This is a genomic window from Chitinophaga horti (genome assembly GCF_022867795.2).
In the GTDB taxonomy this organism is placed as follows: domain Bacteria; phylum Bacteroidota; class Bacteroidia; order Chitinophagales; family Chitinophagaceae; genus Chitinophaga; species Chitinophaga horti.
Map to the genome: position 1 here is coordinate 6123269 of NZ_CP107006.1, position 16536 is coordinate 6139804.

15 protein-coding genes are annotated in these 16536 nt (G+C 48.0%); 6 read left to right on the plus strand and 9 right to left on the minus strand.

The window, feature by feature from the left end; all coding sequences use genetic code 11:
• Nucleotides 1-349: 349 nt before the first annotated feature.
• From MKQ68_RS24985 to MKQ68_RS25005, 5 genes are all read right to left on the minus strand, one after another.
• Nucleotides 350-769, minus strand: coding sequence for a response regulator (locus MKQ68_RS24985; protein WP_264281439.1), 420 nt, complete (start codon nt 767-769; stop codon nt 350-352).
• Nucleotides 753-1850: a sensor histidine kinase gene (locus MKQ68_RS24990; protein WP_264281440.1), complete on the minus strand. Its 1098-nt coding sequence runs from the start codon at nt 1848-1850 to the stop codon at nt 753-755. Before MKQ68_RS24990 ends, MKQ68_RS24985 begins: the two co-directional genes overlap by 17 nt.
• Nucleotides 1850-4024, minus strand: a complete 2175-nt coding sequence (locus MKQ68_RS24995) for a sensor histidine kinase (protein WP_264281441.1) — start codon at nt 4022-4024, stop codon at nt 1850-1852. Before MKQ68_RS24995 ends, MKQ68_RS24990 begins: the two co-directional genes overlap by 1 nt.
• 106 nt (nt 4025-4130) lie before the next feature.
• The gene (locus MKQ68_RS25000; RefSeq protein ID WP_264281442.1) at nt 4131-4880 is read right to left on the minus strand and encodes a hypothetical protein; all 750 of its coding nucleotides are present in this window, start codon (nt 4878-4880) and stop codon (nt 4131-4133) included.
• Nucleotides 4881-4913: 33 nt separating this feature from the next.
• Nucleotides 4914-6011, minus strand: coding sequence for an Rv1355c family protein (locus MKQ68_RS25005; protein ID WP_264281443.1), 1098 nt, complete (start codon nt 6009-6011; stop codon nt 4914-4916).
• 772 nt (nt 6012-6783) lie between these two features.
• On the opposite strand from MKQ68_RS25005, the gene MKQ68_RS25010 reads away from it, so the two are divergent.
• A complete protein-coding gene (locus MKQ68_RS25010; protein ID WP_264281444.1) occupies nt 6784-7509 on the plus strand; it encodes a superoxide dismutase in 726 nt (241 codons plus the stop codon).
• Between the two features lie 60 nt (nt 7510-7569).
• Here MKQ68_RS25010 and MKQ68_RS25015 read toward each other — a convergent pair whose 3' ends face one another.
• The 3 genes from MKQ68_RS25015 to MKQ68_RS25025 form a co-directional block, all read right to left on the minus strand.
• Entirely contained in the window at nt 7570-9195 is a 1626-nt protein-coding gene (locus MKQ68_RS25015) for an ArnT family glycosyltransferase (protein WP_264281445.1), read from the minus strand.
• 21 nt (nt 9196-9216) lie between these two features.
• Nucleotides 9217-9816 carry a phosphatase PAP2 family protein gene (locus MKQ68_RS25020; RefSeq protein ID WP_264281446.1) on the minus strand — a complete coding sequence of 200 codons (600 nt, stop codon included), beginning with the start codon at nt 9814-9816 and terminating at the stop codon, nt 9217-9219.
• A 166-nt stretch (nt 9817-9982) separates the two neighbouring features.
• Complete coding sequence (locus MKQ68_RS25025; protein ID WP_264281447.1) at nt 9983-11425, minus strand: LptF/LptG family permease; 1443 nt, start codon at nt 11423-11425, stop codon at nt 9983-9985.
• Nucleotides 11426-11567: 142 nt separating this feature from the next.
• Here MKQ68_RS25025 and MKQ68_RS25030 point away from each other — a divergent pair, with 142 nt between their 5' ends.
• Nucleotides 11568-11972, plus strand: a complete 405-nt coding sequence (locus tag MKQ68_RS25030) for a hypothetical protein (protein ID WP_264281448.1) — start codon at nt 11568-11570, stop codon at nt 11970-11972.
• 211 nt (nt 11973-12183) lie between these two features.
• Here the strand turns inward: MKQ68_RS25030 and MKQ68_RS25035 are convergent, their stop codons facing one another.
• Nucleotides 12184-12564: an START-like domain-containing protein gene (locus MKQ68_RS25035; protein ID WP_244841176.1), complete on the minus strand. Its 381-nt coding sequence runs from the start codon at nt 12562-12564 to the stop codon at nt 12184-12186.
• Nucleotides 12565-12990: 426 nt separating this feature from the next.
• Between MKQ68_RS25035 and MKQ68_RS25040 the strand changes: the two genes are divergently transcribed.
• The 4 genes from MKQ68_RS25040 to rimM all read left to right on the plus strand — a co-directional run bounded on the left by MKQ68_RS25040 (nt 12991) and on the right by rimM (nt 16535).
• Nucleotides 12991-13860, plus strand: coding sequence for a sigma-70 family RNA polymerase sigma factor (locus tag MKQ68_RS25040; RefSeq protein ID WP_248078705.1), 870 nt, complete (start codon nt 12991-12993; stop codon nt 13858-13860).
• A 141-nt stretch (nt 13861-14001) separates the two neighbouring features.
• Nucleotides 14002-15333: a signal recognition particle protein gene (gene ffh / locus MKQ68_RS25045; protein ID WP_264281449.1), complete on the plus strand. Its 1332-nt coding sequence runs from the start codon at nt 14002-14004 to the stop codon at nt 15331-15333.
• 138 nt (nt 15334-15471) lie between these two features.
• On the plus strand, nt 15472-15927 hold the full coding sequence (gene rpsP, locus MKQ68_RS25850) for a 30S ribosomal protein S16 (protein ID WP_349773799.1): 456 nt from the start codon (nt 15472-15474) through the stop codon (nt 15925-15927).
• Between the two features lie 89 nt (nt 15928-16016).
• Nucleotides 16017-16535, plus strand: a complete 519-nt coding sequence (gene rimM / locus MKQ68_RS25055; RefSeq protein ID WP_244841171.1) for a ribosome maturation factor RimM — start codon at nt 16017-16019, stop codon at nt 16533-16535.
• Nucleotide 16536: the final 1 nt, after the last annotated feature.

Here is a 16536-nt window from a genome sequence, read left to right on the forward strand (position 1 = left end):
TAAACGGTCGACTGGTACCAGTCTCGGCTATATTAACAAAGGAAGGGATTTATTGCACATCCTGGCAGGATCATTAGTGGCCGGACGGCGCAGTTTCGTGGACCAAGGCGCATTTTAACTTGCGCCGGAGGAACCAGCGGATTTCACTAAGAGGGTGGCAACCGGCGAAGGGGCCGCTTCATACAATTGCAGGGGCAATCGGGGTAAGGTGATCAATAGGTGGGCACGTAACCTGTTTGAAACCAGGACGAACGATCATCAACAATATGACAAATAGCAGCACTGCCGCTGAAGTGAGTGACACAACGGCGGCTGGGGGAGAGGGAATAGCTGGTTCCCGGAAGAAAATTTAATAGTTGTCTCTGAAAATACCTTCGATCACGTCTTTCAGTTCCCTGGCCTGCAGGGGCTTTTTGAGGAGCCTGACTACGAGGGGATTGGCGTTGGTACGGCTAATATCGCCGAAATCGAGCGAAGACGATACCATGATGATAGAGCATTGTGACTTAATTTTTTGGGGGTAGGTGTCGAACGAGCGCAGGAACTCAAACCCGTCCATTTCAGGCATCTGGATGTCGAGCAGGATCACCGTGGGGGGAATATGTGGCAGGGTGATATTAGACGACAGAAATTCCAGCGCCTTGTTCGCATTGGTGAACGAGAGCACAGTCCTGCTGATTTGCTGCAACGAAATCAACTTTTCGTGCAGCAGCAAATCGATATCGTTATCATCGATGAGGATGACGCGGAGGTCAGGAATCGAATTCATTTCTGTTCGGAATGGTTATTTCAAATTGAGTACCTTCTCCATACCTGGAATCCACGGTAATGGTACCGCCAATCTTCGTAAGGGCTTCTTTTACAATATACAAACCGATACCGCTACCGGGTTTATTGTTGTTTTTGGAACGGAAGAACATCTTAAAGATGTTGTTCAGGTGTTCGCTCAAAATACCGATGCCATTGTCTTCTATACGGATAGATGCCTTGTGGGGCTCCACTTTTACAATGAGGTTGACAGTAGGGTTTTCTTCCTCCGGCTTCTGGTATTTTACAGCGTTGGATATCAGGTTATTTAAAATAACACTGATCCTGAACGTATCGCCCTTAAACTCCACCGGCTGGTCTACTTCCACATTAAAGTTGATAGCGGTGTTCTGGTGTTTAAAGGTATCCGTACAATCTTTTATCAGGTTGTTGAAGTCGATTCTTTCAAACTCGAGTTCCAGCCTGGAATTGCGGTAATATTCGATAATCTTTTGAATGAACCCGTCCAGCCTGGTCACACACATCTCGATCATGTTCATGTAGCCGTTGGGGTCGGTTACGCTGTTATCGAGGCGGGAGAGGTTGATAATGCCTAATACCGACATCAATGGCGAACGAAGGTCGTGCGACGTGGAATAGATGAACCGGTTTAACTCGTCGTTCGTTTTTTCCAGCTCCACGATCTTTTCTTTCAGCTGCTTGCGCGCGGAATAGATCTCGTAGGCATTGTTGATGGTCCGGTGCAGTTCCTGCTCATCCCAGGGCTTTTTGATGTAAGAATAAATGTGGCCTTTGTTGATGGCGTCAATTATATCCTCCACATCGGTGTAACCGGTGAGCAATATGCGGATGGGGTCGGGCAGTACGTTCTTGATCTCGTTGAAAAATTCCACACCCGTGGTGGTGGGCATCTTCTGGTCTGCGATAATAATATGAACGTCTATCCCTTTCAACACCTGTTTCCCTTCCTGCGCAGAATTAGCGATGTAGATCTCATAATTCCTGCGGAAGCTCGCCATAAAGGCGTTCAGGTTATGAACCTCATCGTCAATATACAGTATTCTGATACGGTTATTTTTCATCAAAGGGTTTGTTGAGACGAATGGTTCGAGATATTTAAAGGTAAATATATAATAAATTCTGCTCCTTTACCAGGTTGAGACTCTACTAAAATTCTTCCCTGGTGCTTCTCTATGATGCTAAATACGATGGACAGGCCCAACCCGGTGCCTTCGCCCACGTCTTTGGTGGTGAAGAAGGGGTCGAATATCTTTTCTTTTACCTTCTCGGTCATGCCTATACCGGAATCCTTTATGCTGATGCTAACCTGGTTGGAGTCCACGTGGTGCCGTGTACGGATGGTAACCGACTCTTCTCCCTGCTCAGGCTTCATTTTAATGGCGTTAAGCGCGTTATTGATGATGTTGAGGAACACCTGGTTCAATTTGCCCGCGTAACACTCGATCTTTGGCAGTTCCCCATAGTCCCGCACGACGGTAACGTGCTGGGGTATGGTGTTGCGGAGTAGTACCAGTGTGGAGTTGAGGCCTTCGTGCACGTCTACGGTCTTAAGATCGCTCTCGTCCAGGCGGCTGAAGGTGCGTAACCCACGTACGATCTCGGCGGTACGGGCGGCGCCGTCCTCAATACCGGTAATAAGGGTATCGATCTCATTATGCACATAGTCGATATCTATTTCCTGCTTGAAGCGTTGTATCTCCTGTATCTGCTTCGGGATGGTATCCGCCGGGGCCGATTCCATTTCCTCGTACTTACGTAACAGCGAGCGGAGGTCGGCGAAGTCGAGCTTCAGCGGTTTGATATTAGAAGTAACGAAGTTGATCGGGTTGTTGATCTCGTGGGCGATACCGGCCGTCAGCTGACCAAGGGATGCCATTTTTTCGGCCTCCACCAGCTGTGTTTGGGCTGATTTAAGGTTACTGAGGGCTTTGTTCAGTTCTTTATTGGAGGATTGCAGCTCCTCCGTACGTTCCTGCACCTTCGCCTCGAGGACGGCGTTTTGTTCTCTTACCAGCTGCTCGTTCTCCTGCGATACCTGCAGGGCGAGGGCGGCGGATTCTTCTTTTTCCTTCCGGTAGATGTTGATCTTGTTGGCGAGGGCGAACGACAGCAGGGTTACTTCTGCTGCGGAGCCCACCTGCAGTGCGTAATAGGTGAAGTCGTTGTACGGCAACAGGTTAAAGTTGCGCATCACAAATATCACCACGCTGGTAAGGAATATACCCCAGGCGATCAGGAAGTACCTGGCGGGTTTAAAGCCCGTGCGGTGCACCACCACGCCCGCGAAGATCGCGATCAGCGATCCGCTCATGGCCACTATCTGCACCCATACCTGTGCCACCATGTAAGCGTCAAAGAACATGGGGATAAAGCAGAGTACGTAGAAGAGTGTAACGCCGTGCAGCAATTTATGGCCGAGCGGGTAACGCTCTTTCGTATGCAGGAACGACTGTATGAACAAGGCCGCCGTTATCCCGTTCAGGATCGGGATAAATACGGTGTCGTGCCGCACCAGCCAAACGTTGTTAGGGTACAGGAACCGGAACGTATAGCCCTGCTGCGACGCCTGCGTAAGGCCTACGCAAACGATATAGGCTACGTAAATAAGGTAGCTGGAATCGCGGGTGGTTAGGTAAATAAACAGGTTATAGAGGGCCATTACCAGGATGATACCGATGTATATCCCGAAAATGAAGTTACGTTGTGTGTTCTTTTCGTTGATGGCTGTTTCGGTAGAAAGGTATATCGGCAACTGCGCCTGCTCATCGGCGCGTATGGCCAGGTAGTAGTGGCGGGTTTCACCGGTATTTACCTGCAACTTAAAGATGTAGTTCTGGTGATCGTAGGAACGTTCGCGGTAGGGCTTCATGGTGCCCAGCTCTGTTTTAATAAAGCCGCCGCCGTGTTGCTGCTCGTACAGGCATATATCATCGAGCGTAGGGTACTCCAGCTCCAGCAGCAGCACGTCGCTGCCCGATCTGTTTTCCACCGAAAAGCGCGCCCAGTGGGTGTAGGGAGTGATCATCAGGTTGGGCACGTCCTGGTCAGAGGCCCTGAACACTTTTTCCTGCACCTGCTCGATGGTGAGTTTGTTGGTTTTATCGACGTACAGCTCCAGCGACTTACCGATTTTCATCAGTTTCTTACTGTCCGTAACGACAATGGGGCCTGCTGCCTTACTGGCGTTGGCGGCGAAAAGGACTAATAGCAGTAAATAGATGAGGCGTTTTAACATCATTATAAGGATAGGAACGAATTTAAGACGCTGTAAATTATGGATTTCTGCCAGCATTGCGAACAATATTGGCAGGGTTACCGGGATATTAGTAAGCGGACCGGGTTCAGGAGTCCTTCTTTTCGATCACTTCGTTCTGCACATCAACGGCGGTTTCATCTTCGGGAGTGTAGTCTACTTCAAGCTGGTAGGCTACTTCAAATATTCCCTTAGGCCCTGTTTCCGTCCTGGTTTGATTGGGTTGCCTGCGCAGTTCGCGTATCAATGTTTTTTCTGACTCGTCGGCTGTTTGCAGTACGTGAAGGTCGTTAATGACCATGGCGGTGGCAATAAAGTCATCCTTAGGATAGTAAAAGGTGCCTTCGTTGCCAAGCGACGTATCGATTACGGCGCCTACTCTGCGTGCCATACGCGTAGTGATTGGCGCACACAGTACGTGTACCCTGTCTACCGGCAGCTGCGTCATCAATGCTACGCATACGCGGGAGAGAATAAGGCTCCCGATGCCCATGCCGGCTACCTCTTTGGAGTTCCACATGCCGCAGATCTCCGCGCTGCCTTTACGAACGTCGGTATATATTTTAGGATCGTACTTACCGATCGCTGTTTCTATAGGAAGGGGTATTACACCGTCTGCCAGCTGCACGCGGGCGCCGCCGTAAGTTTTTTCGCCGGTTTCATCTTCTACGATCACTACGATCGTGTTCCTGTGCTGCAACCAGTCTACATTGCCAGAGGTAATTTTGGCAATGCCGAAATGTATTTCCAGTAGTTTGCTGTGCCCCTCGTAAAAGCGCATACACGCTTCCGGGTCTTCTGGCGCAATAAAAGCTCTTACCTTGATCGTAATACTCATTGGTTTGCTCGTTTAGTTATTAATGCGCGAGATTTATTTAATGATCTGTTCAAAATCCACATAGTACCTGCCGGATGCAGTGAGTTGCCCGAGGAGGATGCGGCGCACGGTGTCGGCGACCATTGCCCCTCCTAAAACGACAGAAGAGGCCAGCTGGGGCCATGTCGTAATAGATTTTCCTATTTCAGCCAGGGATTGTTTCATCCTGGGAGACATATTATGCATGTCAACCATCGGGCCGAGAATGGGCACTTTTTCTTCGTTTGTCAGGTTTTTCAATGTGTTTATGTCAATATCCGGAATAAGTCCGTGCATCATCGGGTAATCGGGCTGCAAATCGTAACGTTCAATATCCAGCATGCCCCGGTCGTTCATTTCCATCACCACTGGTATTTGTAAAGCTTTGGCCTTAATACGGCTGATGATCTTGATGTCGATTCCGTCGCATTCTTCTATCAGCAGGTCTAATTTACCGTCGCCGGTTAAGAAGTCGCTGAGGTTGTCGTCAGTAGCGCCATCCGCGTAACATTTCACTTTGATAAAGGGATCCAGTTCCGCTATTTCCCTGGCTGCGATCACTACCTTCGGTACATTCAGGTTATAAATCCCCGTGCGTATGCGGTTCATGTTAGATAACTCCAGCGCATCGAAGTCGGCCAGGCGTAACTCTCCGCACAGGCGTTCCATCACCAGCGTTAGTGCGATCGATTGCCCTACAGATAAACCGATGATACCCAGCTTGCGGGTGGCGAGCTGATCGCGCTCTTCGCGGGTGATCTTCTGCATGTTACGGGCGGTGCGAAGTTCAATAAACTCCTGTTCGTCAACGATGTGTACTACACGGCGTGCCCAGGGAAAGTACACCCAAACGCCGTATTCTTCTGCCGGCGTGTTGCCAAGACGGGCGGCTGCCAGTTCGGTTATTTCTTCAGTCGTTAACTTCCTGGTAGGGTGTTGGATCTTCATCAGCTCTCTCAGCTGTATATCCAGTTCATCAAATACCTGTATATCCTCCTGCTGCTCGAGCAATTGGATCAAAGCCTGTTTCTGCACGGCATCCCCCAACCGGTAAAATGCCGGGGTATATTCAAGCTGTTCTCTTTTGTCTCTGTTGACGCGGTTCTGGATCATCTTTCTGCCTTGCGGCGCTTTTATCTATTTAATAGGTTATGCTCACGGTTTAACTAAATTGGGCGGGTTCATTGCTCCCCGGATTACTTTCAAAACTATTATTCTTTTCGATTTATCTCAGCTTCAAGGTGTACCATTTATAATAAAGATATAAATGATTGCAAAACATCATGTGTTTAGTCGGCGCTCAAAGTACTGGATTTCAGTATAATACCAGCATTATCCCGCTCTGCATGGAGGATGTTGCTGAAAACGTCGATGCCGTTAACTGCCGCGCGGTTAATGGCTATTTGTTGTTGTTTAAATTAATAAGAGCAAATCAATGTCTTGCCAATCACAAGATGAGTGAACAAACGCCAGGTTGCTGAATGGCCCGGGGAAAGTGATTATCAGGTTTCAACCCCTTAGAATGACCGATGACTCTCGTCGCCTGCTGCACAGGCAAGAAATGGTTAAAACAGTTGAAACGACTAACAGGTGTACTGCTACCAAGGGTTAGGTAGCATGCTTCACCAGGGACAAATAGCTTCATTGCTAAAATTCGATTAAATACTTAACTGCTACACAAGAATGAAAAGTAAAATAGCAATTTATTTGAAATTAAACTATAATCTTCTATTATAAATCTACTAATTGTAATTATTAAAGCAGGTTGGGAGATATTTCTTAGCGCAGCAGCTTATTAATTTATGATGGGTGGGGAAGGATTGGTGTAAAATTTGTGCAAAGTAGCACCTGATCAGTTAGATTTGTAATATCAACATGCTTTAATATGGACAAAAGAGAATTTCTCAAGATCGCCGGTATTGCAGGAGCAGCCGCCATGGTAAGCCCCAAAGGTTTATTTGCACAGTCGGCCGCTACGCCGGGTATCCTGGACCAGAAAGCGCCCTTTACCCTGCCGGAGCTTCCATACGCCTATGGCGCTTTGGAACCCAGCATCGATAAAATGACGATGGAGATCCACCACGATAAGCACCATGCAGCTTATGTGAAGAACCTGAACGATGCCTTGCCTGGTACGGCTTATGCATCGCTGAGCCTGGAGCAGATCATGGCTAAGGTGACAGAAAAAGACAAAGCGATCCGCAATAACGGTGGCGGCCACTATAACCACAGCCTGTTCTGGACGATCCTCGGCAAAGGAGGCGGAAAGCCTTCCGCAAAACTGGCTAAAGCCATCGAAAAGGCTTTTGGCTCAATGGAGCAGTTCCAGACTAAATTCAATGATGCTGCAAAGACACAGTTCGGTTCCGGCTGGGCATGGCTCATCGTGAAGAAGGATGAATCGCTGGCCGTAGCCGCTACACCTAACCAGGACAATCCCCTGATGACGCAGATCGTGAAGGAAACAGGTACACCTATCCTGGGCCTTGATGTGTGGGAACATGCGTATTACCTGAAATACCAGAACAAACGCCCCGACTACATTTCCGCTTTCTGGAATGTGATTAACTGGGCCGAAGTAGAAAAACGGTATGAGGCTGCACTGAAATAGTGGGCACCGTATCCAGATAAAAAAAGCCCCTTGTTGCATATGCAGCAGGGGGCTTCTTCATTATTTTCTTCGGAAAAAGACGAAACCGTTCTTTTCGCCTGTCAGTTCCAGGTTAGGGTGATGAATATATTTGTCTTTGTGATTGATGCGGCAGATGAAATACACGGGTTTGTCCACCGCCCCGTTTAACAGCCACTCTTTATCGTACTGGCCTACATTTGGTGCCGGTTGTTTTTGTGCGTAAAACAGGTGGGCGTAGCTATGATAATTCAACGGGTACACGTACACGTCTTTACCGGCAAACTGTTTAAAGTATTCGATAGCGGCGTTTTGTGAGTACAGTTCCACCTTCGGCACGAAGTGCGCCATGGTTACCTGTATCAAAAACATCGAACTAAAAAACAGGGTGAGCAGCCCATTGCGCACTTTGCCCCTTAGCAATAAAACGCCACCAATGATCACAGCCAGTACGTAGAACAGGCCAAAACCGGTTTCGGCAAAGTGCCAGGGAACAACGGCTTCCAGGTTAGCACGGGCGAATTTGTCGCCGATATGCGGGATTAATTCTTTGGCATATAAACCTACCAGCGGCAGGGCGGCGATCAGGATGCCCAGCAGGCAACCGATGCCGATGAGCAGCCCTACATGCCATTTGCGGAGCGAAAACTTGCCTTCTGCCAGGCGGTATACATACAGCGCTGCCAGGAAGCTAAGCGGGAAGTAACACAGCGACGAATAGTGCACGATCTTCGTTTCCACGATAGAAAACAGGATCAACACCACCCAAAACAGCACCCACATCCAGCGTTTTAGGTCCTTCAGCTCCATATTTTCGCCGGTGTAAACCGACTGTCCGCCCTTACGGCCGCGAAAGGCCGCCACCAGGAAGATGCTGGCAGGGAAACAACCTATGAGCAGCACGATCCAGTGGTAAAAGAAAGACCCTCCGTGACCGGCGTCCGGCGTGCTGAACAGGCGCACCTGGTAAACAAGGAACTCATTTACAAACCACCAGCCATGGGAAATGATCTCGTACCCGAACCACGACAGTGGTATAATGGCTGCAAAAGCGGAGATCAACAGGAGGTGTACCACTTTAATACCGATGCGGAACTTATTCCAGATCCAGTAGGCAAGTAAACACAATACGCAAATGATGACTGCAGCCGGACCTTTCGTAAGTACGGCGAGTCCCAGCATAGCGCCACTCAACATGGCCATACGCATCGGTTTGGTGCCCCAGTTAATGCGGTAGGCAAAATAGATGGAAAGGAAGATAAAGAGATTGAACGTCGGGTCAATGATGCCTGACTTAAAATAGAAGTGCGGCAACCAGGAGCCTGCGTACACGAGCGTCCACCACCAGGCGAACTTTTCGTCTACCAGCTTTTTGCCGATGGCAAAGAAGCTTACCAGTGTGGCGATACCGATAATCGCGTTAGGAAAGCGGGCGGCAAATTCATTGATGCCGAATATTTTCATGCTCAGTACCTGTAGCCATATAAACAGCGGCGGCTTTTCCCAGAAAGCGCGGAAATCGATCTGTACCTGTGTGTAATTACCGGAAACGATCATTTCGCGCGCAGCTTCGGCAAAATTGACCTCGTCCCAGTCAAATAGGTGTACGGCTCCAATAAAAGGAATGAAAAGCAAAGCGGCCGCTAAGGCAATAAACAGGTACTTCATGCAGGATGCTAGTTTTTAAAATTATGCCATGGCACCGATGCCCTGGGCAGGTATGGCGGGTTCCGTTTCGCGCAGGCGGCCGGAACGCGGCGTTCTTCCTTTCATCAGGTGGAAGGCGAATAATACCAGCATGCAGCTAAAGGTGCCGATCATACTCCCGATATACACGTCTTCGAAAAAGTGCTGCGCCAGGTAGATGCGTGACCAGCCGGCCACTAAAGCTACTACAAACAAGCAAAGCGACGCGGTTTTATTCCGCAATGTCATGGCGAGGAAGCAGCACATGGCAAATGCCGTGGCCGTATGTCCGGAAGGGAAGCTGAGTGATTTGTGCACCCTTACCCATTCTACGGTGTGAATAATGCTCGTGTCCGTGAAGTAGGCCATTGGTCTCGGTGCGCCCAGCTTGTGTTTGAGTACTTGTACAAACAGTGCTACCAGTAACAGCGTAATGCCGCCCATCAGGAACAGCCGGTACTTACGCATAGCCAGCAGAACGGCGAGCATAACACCGAATGCCCAACCATCTCCCAGCCAGGTAATCCACGAAAAAAAGTGGTCGGCAAAGGGAGCGTGCACCTGGTTGATGCCGATAAACAGTTCTTCTTTTGTAAAGAACACAAATTGTAGGGTGGCGCCTATGGCAAGCCATGCGAAAAAGGGAAGGAAGAAATATGAATTTCCCCTCACCATTGTTGACAGTGTTTTCAAGGTAAGAGCGTTTGTAAAGTTGTAGGTCTGTAGGTTTTCTTGCTCGAACTCCGCTATTTCAATTTCTAAAGTTGCTTTATTTAGTTGTAAGCTGTTGTTTTCTGTTGTTTATCAATTTCTTAATTTTTTGCCATGAACGGAAATAGAACTCTTTATTAAAGAGCTGTGAATCGTTCATCGCTTTATACACAAGGAATGCGGCGATGGGCATCAATACGATATTGGACAGCCACATACCACTCCAGGTTTGCATTACTCCACCACGCGCCATTTTCTCCCCAATCATAAAGAAAATGTTGAATATTACAAAGAATATCACCGCAAAAACGAGTGGCGTACCCAAACCGCCCTTCCGGATGATGGAGCCAAGCGGTGCACCAATCAGGAATAGTACGATACACGCGAAAGCCAGGGTGAATTTACGTTGCCATTCTACTTTAAACAATAGCACTTCGCTGTGCCTTTGTTTAAATTCGGTAGCCAGCGAGCCGATGTTCGTTTGTGCTTCGCGGATAGTTTGTTCGGTTCTCTCCAATACATAACGCCGATCTTTGTCGGGTATGATCTGCATGAAGCTGTCGACTTTCAAAGCGGGCGCTTTGGCCATCCAGCCTGTGTCTTTCCATTTATAGAATCCGTAACGGGAGCTTACATAGGCGTTCACCCGTTGCTGATAGGTTTTTTCTTCTTTCTGCAGGGAGTCGATCGCCACGTCGAGCTGCCGCACGTTCAGCATTTGCTGATTGTCTTTAAAACGGTCTTCGTCCGTTTGGTTGAGTCCGAACTGGGTAAGGTCAAACGCTTTTTTATACCGTTTAAAACCCTGGCGCACCAGCTGGTTCTTTTCCAGGTTGTTTGCCGGGCCGCGCTCTTCATACCGCCATCCATTCTCGAGGATGAAATACAGGAAACGTTTGTCTTCCGATACCTGCATTTTACCTTTTTCGGCAATGGTGAGGTTGTCGAAACCACCGGCGCCGTTGCGATCATAGATCATTACCTGGTGGATCGTTTGGTTGTCGGCATCCTTTTTCGCTACTTTGATGGTATAGTTCTGGATCTCTGTATAAAACACGCCTGGCTTAATATTGAAAGCCGGTTTCGAGTTGGTGATGCGCCAGAGCAGTGACTTCGACTTGAGGTTCGCTACCGGTATCACGTAATTCGAAAACAGGAATGCAAATATGGCGATGCCCACACACACGAGGAGCAGGGGACGAATAAAGCGAAGCAGGGAAATGCCGGCAGATTTGATGGCTACCAGTTCAAAGCTTTCACCAAGGTTGCCGAACGTCATGATAGACGACAGCAGTACGGCGAGGGGAAGGGCGAGCGGCACCAGGCTGGTGGTGGTGTACAGGAGCAGTTCGAGTATCGTTCCGGTATCCAGTCCCTTACCCACCAGGTCATCGATGTATTTCCAGAGAAATTGCATGATCAGCACGAACAGCGTTACGAAAAACGTAGCGATGAACGGGCCCAGGAAGGCTTTTATAATGAGTTTATCGAGTTTCTTCACCGGTGATTTTATGTTTAATCGCGAGCAGTACGGGCGAAACGGGCCACAAATAAGCTATTTTTGCGATGCACAAAGTTAACACGATTCCTTCAAGGAGCGTGAGGTGAAAGCTAAAATACAGTTAAATTATTTTCAGGCAGCTATGGAACAATTCGGACTAACACCGCAGGAGCGGGCGATCGTAACAGATGCATCTTGGATTTTTCACAAGTTGAACATCACGCAAAAGGTGTACGAACTGTTCGGCAGGCTGCATGAAGTGCTGGCGGCGCATCCGCTCACAGCCCGCTTTCCGCTGCCGGAAGGCTGCCTGTCACACGGCGCTAAAATATCTAAAGGCGAACGCTATCGCGACCTGCCTTATGTGATATTGGATTACCCTCGCTATTTTAAAGGCAATAATATCTTCGCCATCCGCACGCTGTTCTGGTGGGGACGTTGCTTCAGCCTTACACTGCATTTATCAGGGGATGAAAAGAGTAGGTTTGAAAAAAAATTGCTCGCAGCCAGGGAATTACTGCAGCTAATGGCTTTTACATTTGCGTAAACGAAGATCCGTGGGAGCACCATTTCGAAGAAGATAATTACCGCCCTGCTGCCGAATTTACCGAACAGGTATGGAAAAATAACATTCTCGGGCGGCCTTTTGTGAAGTTCGCTAAACGTTATGAACTGGATGTTTGGGAAAACGTAGTATCAGACGCAGAGAAGGATTATACAACACTACTGGGTCTGCTGGATGAGCATGGAAGCAGACATTAATTTCCGATACGGTGGAAAAGGTCTTTGATCTGGTAATCCCAAAGTTGGCTCTGGTCAGCCACTTCTTTCTTTTCTGCAAAATCTTTAATGATCAGGATAGTCTGGTTGGTTACATCAGATATGCGGATGCGGAACTCAAAAAATTCATCTTTAGGCGCATGCAGCCAGTGTAAACGGATGAATTCTTCTTCCTCTTGTTCCAATACCTCCGCTTCTTCTGCAGAGCCGTTCCAGGAAAAGGAAAACACGTTATCCCTGAAATCTACTTTGTCTGCAAACCATTCCTGTAATCCGGCGGGAGTAGACAAAAACTCATATAAGATACCTGGAGAGCACCGTACCGGATATTCTAACTCATATTGCACTTTCTTTGACATTGCTCGGTTTTATTAAAAAAAATCAAATCATCTATGCTGCAATTATAGAAAAATATTTAGTCTATCAAAATTATTTCTGCGTTTTTTTTAGCGGAATAAGTTGTTCATTTTCACAGCTAAAGATTCTCTTGCATATTATCGATTTTGTTTATAACTAAAGATATTCTAAAGACGATAAACGGACGATATACACTTAATCCGTAAATTGCAGGTACTGAGCAATGTTGACCATTCCCCGTTTTTCCTTTCCTGTAACGAGTTCTGCCACTACGATTATGGGAAATATCGGTTTCAATCGATTTTGATTGAAAAAGGTCTAACAGGTAATAATTTTTTTTGGGTGACGTCTAAAAAAAGTTATTTTTGTTCAGCATTCTTCTAAAGTTAACATTTCATTAACCTGTAACTGTTCCGATTGCTATGTCAATGCGCCAACTAAAAATCACCAAATCTATCACGAACCGGGAGTCTCAGTCTCTCGAGAAGTATTTGCAGGAGATCGGCAAAGTAGATCTGATTACGCCTGAAGAAGAGGTGAACCTGGCCATCCGCATTAAACAGGGCGACCAGCGCGCTTTGGAGAAACTCACCAAAGCTAACCTGCGTTTCGTGGTATCTGTTGCCAAACAGTATCAGAACCAGGGCTTGTCACTCAGTGATCTGATCAATGAAGGTAACCTCGGTCTCATCAAAGCTGCACAGCGTTTCGATGAAACCCGCGGTTTCAAATTCATTTCCTACGCTGTTTGGTGGATTCGCCAGTCAATTCTGCAGGCTTTGGCCGAACAGTCGCGCATTGTACGTTTGCCGCTGAACAAAGTTGGCTTGTCTAACAAGATCAGTAAAGCATATTCCCAGCTGGAACAGGAGTTTGAAAGGGAGCCGTCTCCTGACGAACTGGCTACCATCCTGGAAATCAATACAGAAGAAGTAGAGGCTACGCTGGGCGTTGCTGCCCGTCACGTATCGATGGATGCACCTTTTATCGACGGGGAAGATAACTCCCTGCTGGACGTGCTCGAAAATCCGAACGCATCCAGTGCGGACGAGGAGCTGGATCACCATGACTCCCTGCGCCGCGAGATCGAGCGCTCACTTTCTACCCTTACAGACAGGCAGAAAGATGTAATTATCCTGTATTTCGGTATCGCAGTTGAACATCCGATGTCACTGGAAGATATCGGCGAAAAGTTTGGTTTAACCCGTGAAAGGGTGCGCCAGATCAAGGATAAGGCGATCACGAAACTGCGTACCACCTCCCGTAGCAAACTGCTGAGAAACTATCTCGGTAGCTGATAAGCGGTCCCGTTTTGCATTTTCTTTTCGAAAAAACATATTTTTGCAGACCTTATAATGGTGAATATCCTGATATTCACCATTTTTTATTAATACTTGTAGCCACCGCCACAACGGTGGTAACCATAAAACTCACCAACAATGTTCGAATCACTATCGGAGAGGCTGGATTCAGCGTTTAAGCAGCTTAAAGGCGAGGGACGCATTTCCGAGATCAACGTAGCAACCACTGTGAAAGAGATCCGCCGCGCGCTGGTGGATGCGGATGTGAACTTTAAAATAGCCAAGGACTTTACCGACAGGGTAAAAGAAAAAGCCATGGGCGAAAAGGTAATTACTGCCATTTCTCCCGGCCAGCTGATGGTGAAAATCGTGAAAGATGAACTGGTGGAGCTGATGGGCAACACCGAAGTGGAGCTGGACCTGAAAAATAACCCTACCGTGATCCTCATCGCAGGTTTGCAGGGTTCGGGTAAAACAACCTTTTCCGGTAAACTGGCCAACTTCCTCAAAACAAAGAAAAATAAGAAACCGTTACTGGTAGCGGCCGACATTTACCGTCCGGCGGCGATCGATCAGCTGAAAGTGCTGGGCGGCCAGATCGGGGTGGAAGTATATTCCGAGCCTGAAAATAAGAACGCGGTACAGATCGCAGAAAATGCGATCAAAGAGGCGAAAGCGAAAGGCAATAACGTAGTGATCATCGATACCGCCGGCCGTTTGGCTGTAGATGAGGTGATGATGACCGAGGTGGCCAATGTAAAGGCGGCCGTTAACCCGCAGGAAATCCTGTTCGTTGTGGACTCGATGACTGGTCAGGATGCCGTGAACACCGCCAAGGCGTTCAACGAAAGACTGGACTTCTCCGGTGTGGTACTGACTAAACTCGATGGCGATACCCGCGGTGGTGCGGCGCTCACGATCAAGTATACCGTGCAGAAGCCGATCAAGTTCGTGAGCATGGGGGAAAAGCTGGATACACTGGATGTATTTTATCCGGAACGTATGGCGCAGCGTATTCTCGGCATGGGTGATATTACCACCCTCGTAGAACGTGCGCAGGCACAGTTCGACGAAGAACAGGCCAAAAAGCTGGAGAAAAAGATCCGCCAGAACAAATTTGACTTCGACGACTTCAAAGAACAGCTTTCCCAGATCAAAAAAATGGGTAGCCTGAAAGACCTGCTGGGTATGATCCCGGGTGTAGGTAAAGCGGTGAAGGACCTGGACATCAGCGACGACGCCTTCAAAGGTATTGAAGCGATGATCAACTCTATGACCCCGGCCGAACGGGCTAATCCCGACCTGATCGAAGGCAGCCGTCGTAAACGTATTGCGAAAGGCGCTGGTAAAGACATTCAGGACGTAAATCAGTTCATGAAGCAGTTCGAGCAGATGCGCCAGATGATGAAGATGATGAACAAGATGCCCGGCGGCGGAAAAGGCCTGAAAGGAATGAGAATGGGCCGCTAGTAATGGTGTGAACAGGAATGAACAGGATAATTTTGTAAAAATGGCAAATGACTTTTGGGAAATATTAATTTTCAATGTACATTTGCTGCCCGATAGAAACAATATTTAATCACTCGCAAAAAATAATTCGACTTATTTATGCCAGTAAAGATCCGTTTACAGAGACATGGCGCAAAAAAGAGACCTTTTTACTTCATCGTAGTAGCCGATGCGCGTGCGCCACGCGATGGTAAGTTCATCCAAAAGATCGGAACTTACAACCCGCTGACTGTTCCTGCTTCCATCAACATCGACACAGAGAAAGCGCTGCGTTGGTTGCAGAAAGGTGCTCAACCTACAGATACCGTTAGAAGGATCCTGTCTTTCAAAGGTGTGCTGTACCTGAAACACCTCCTGCGTGGTGTGAAACTGGGCCTGTTCGACGAGCCTACAGCTTACAAAAAATTCGAACAATGGCAGGCTGATCACGAGCAGAAAGTTTCTGCCCGTCGCGAAAGCCAGAAGAAAGCAAGAGTTGCTGCACCAGTAGTAAGGAAAGTAGAAGAAGCTCCGGCTCCTGCTGAACCAGCTGCTGAAGGCGAAGCTGAAGCTTAATTCTTACAGATTAACATATTCAGAAAGGGAGGTTTGCTCGCAAACTTTCCCTTTTTGCTTTTTGGCCCTCACCAGCCGCACGGTGGTTTATGACAAATTATTTCAGCATAGGTAAAATATCGGCCATTTTCGGCCTGGAAGGAGAGGTAGTGGTCAAGCACAGTCTTGGTAAACGTACCTCGCTTAAAGGTGTGGAAGTACTTTTCCTGGAAGAGCGGAAAGATAGTTTCATTCCCTATTTCATGGAGCGGGCAAAGCCGAAAGACCACGAGCATGTGTACGTAAAGCTGGAAGGGGTGTCGACTCCCGAACAGGCCCGTAAGCTGTTGCAGCGGGGAATTTACCTGGCCGAAACTGATTTTAAACAACAGGCCGCGTCATCTGCGCCACTGTCGTTACTGGGCTTCCAGGTGCAGGATAAGCACGAAGGTAGCCTGGGGGTAGTGGAAGAGGTGATAGAAATGCCGATGCAGGTGTTGATAAAGGTAACATTGGACGGAAAGGAGATGTTACTGCCTATCAACGATCAAACCCTGCAGAAGGTCGACAAGAAGCAACAAACCGTTCACCTCGACCTGCCAGAGGGCTTGCTGGACATTTATAAATAGG